The organism is Candidatus Protofrankia californiensis (assembly GCF_900634765.1).
Taxonomy (GTDB): Bacteria; Actinomycetota; Actinomycetes; order Frankiales; family Frankiaceae; genus Protofrankia; species Protofrankia californiensis.
Map to the genome: position 1 here is coordinate 4,182 of NZ_CAAAFT010000455.1, position 2,126 is coordinate 6,307.

Annotated in this window: 3 protein-coding genes; 2 read left to right on the plus strand and 1 reads right to left on the minus strand. The window is 69.1% G+C overall.

Translation table 11 applies throughout. From position 1 onward, the window contains the following. On the minus strand, nt 1–587 hold a 587-nt coding region (locus DD1DGNOD_RS23620), incomplete at its 3' end, for a histidine kinase dimerization/phospho-acceptor domain-containing protein (RefSeq protein ID WP_283234748.1). Between the two features lie 624 nt (nt 588–1,211). On the opposite strand from DD1DGNOD_RS23620, the gene phoU reads away from it, so the two are divergent. Next, nucleotides 1,212–1,853 (plus strand): phosphate signaling complex protein PhoU, encoded by a 642-nt coding sequence (phoU, locus tag DD1DGNOD_RS23625; RefSeq protein ID WP_131771050.1) that lies wholly within the window; start codon nt 1,212–1,214, stop codon nt 1,851–1,853. A gap of 31 nt (nt 1,854–1,884) precedes the next feature. Further along, complete coding sequence (locus DD1DGNOD_RS30600) at nt 1,885–2,007, plus strand: hypothetical protein (RefSeq protein WP_283234747.1); 123 nt, start codon at nt 1,885–1,887, stop codon at nt 2,005–2,007. The last annotated feature ends 119 nt before the right edge of the window (nt 2,008–2,126 follow it).

Sequence of the window (2,126 nt, forward strand, 5' to 3'; positions counted from 1 at the left end):
CGGGACAGATCAATGATCTCCTGGACGAGGCGCGCCAGCCGGGAGGACTCGTGCGTCATCCGGGAGGCGAACCGCCGGACGGCCACCGGATCGTTGCTGGCCGCGGCAACAGCTTCGGCAAGTAGGTGCAGCGCACCGACCGGGGTCTTGAGCTCGTGGCTGACGTTCGCCACGAAGTCACGGCGGACCGCCTCCACCCGGCGAGCCTCAGTGAGATCGTCGATGATCACGGCGACGTGGCCGTCCGGGCCCAGCCGCGAGGTGCGGGCCCGCACGGCGAACGCCTGCTGATCGGGGCGGGGGCGGGTCAGCGGCGGCTCGGGGCGAGGCGGCAGGTCGAGCTGCTGGTCATGGTCGACGCCGTCCCCGCGCGTCCGACCGGCCAGGTCGCTGAGCTCGGCCAGGCCCAGGCGGCCGTCGACGATCACCCCCATGGCGCGGGCTGCCGGGTTGGCCAGCACCACCACGCCGTCGGCGTCCAGGACGACCAGCCCGGACGGGAGTCCGTCGACGAGGCGCCGGATAAGGCGCGAGGGCAGCGCCGCGTGGGCGGCAGTCGGCGGGTTCGCGGCCGCGCCATCGCGGATCCGCTGCCGCGGGGACACAATCGTACTGTCGCCCGTCCGGGTTGCGGACGCACCCCGACCCGGCAGGACCGGGCCCGGCGGGACCGGACCCGAGGATGCCGGACCGGAACGGGTCGCGGAGCGCTCCCCGTCGGCGTGCAACCCCGGCCCGGAGACCCCGAAGCCGGATTCCCGCTCGCCCGCACCCTCGCCCACGGCCGAATGGTAGGTGGCTGGCAGCAGCCTGAGGGTGTATCAACCTAACCAATGCCGATAGTCGTCAGGAGTTCATCCGGCCAACAGAGACTGTTCACCGGAGGGCGAGCACCGCCGACCATCGTTGATCGCGGCAGGGTATGCGCGGCGTTCGGGGTCGTATGTACAGGAGCAATCGCTGTTCGCCCTCACCTCATAACCACCTCATAACCACCTCATGACGCGTCGAAAGCCCGAGCGGCAGCTTCCTTCCGGGCAGCCGACGCCGGCTCGCAGTGCCGGGAGCCGGCACGTGCGTGGTCGCGCTCCAAGCGACCTGGACCTGCGGCAGCGCGAAAAAAACACGATCGCGCCGCCTTCGGCCATCCCCAACCTGCCCTGTTGTGATCCGATGGGCTGGCAACCGCTACACACACGAAGGAGCCGTCCGTGCGGGACGCCTTCCACGACGAGCTCGAGAGCATCAACTCCTCACTCGTCGAGATGACCAACCTGGTCGCCTCAGCAATGGCGCGAGCGACAACTGCGCTTCTCGACGCCGATCTGCAACTCGCCGAGGGCGTGATCACGGCCGATGAGACCGTGGACCTGCTGCGCAACGAAATCGAGGAAAGATCCTTCGATATCATGGTGCGCCAGCAGCCGGTCGCCACCGACCTGCGGACGATGGTCACGACGCTTCGCATCGTGGCCGACCTCGAACGCATGGGTGATCTCGCTCTGCACGTCGCCAAGGTGGCCCGCCGTCGCTATCCCGGACGCGCCGTCCCGCCGGAGCTGCACTCGACCCTGCTGGAGATGGGCCAGGTCGCGCAGCGCATCGTCGCCAAGGCAGGGTCGGTCATCGCGGGCCACGACGCCGCTTTGGCCAAGGAGCTGGAAAGCGACGACGACACCATGGACGCCCTGCACCGCAAGCTCTTCCACGTGCTGCTGGAAACGGAATGGACCTACGGCATGGAGGCTGCGATCGACATCACCCTGTGCGGTCGCTACTACGAGCGTTACGCCGACCACGCCGTGTCGGTCGCCCACCGGGTGATCTACCTTGTCACCGGGAAAAGATTCTGACCAGGTAGCCACGTCGGGCTCCGCGGACGCCGTGACCTACGTGACGCCGCGACGCACGGCGCCGGACGAGCAGGCAGCAGGCGTCCTCGTCGCCGAACCCAAGGCAGTCACCGAACCCAAGGCACCCGGGAGGCTCGCCGAACCGAGGAAGTGAGCCCACGGCGGCGGGCCCGGGGAGCCCGGCAGGCCCGAGAAGCCGACCGGACATGCCGACCGGTACCCGGCGGCGGCATGTCCACGCCCACAGCGTCCGCTACCTTCTTCTTACGTCCA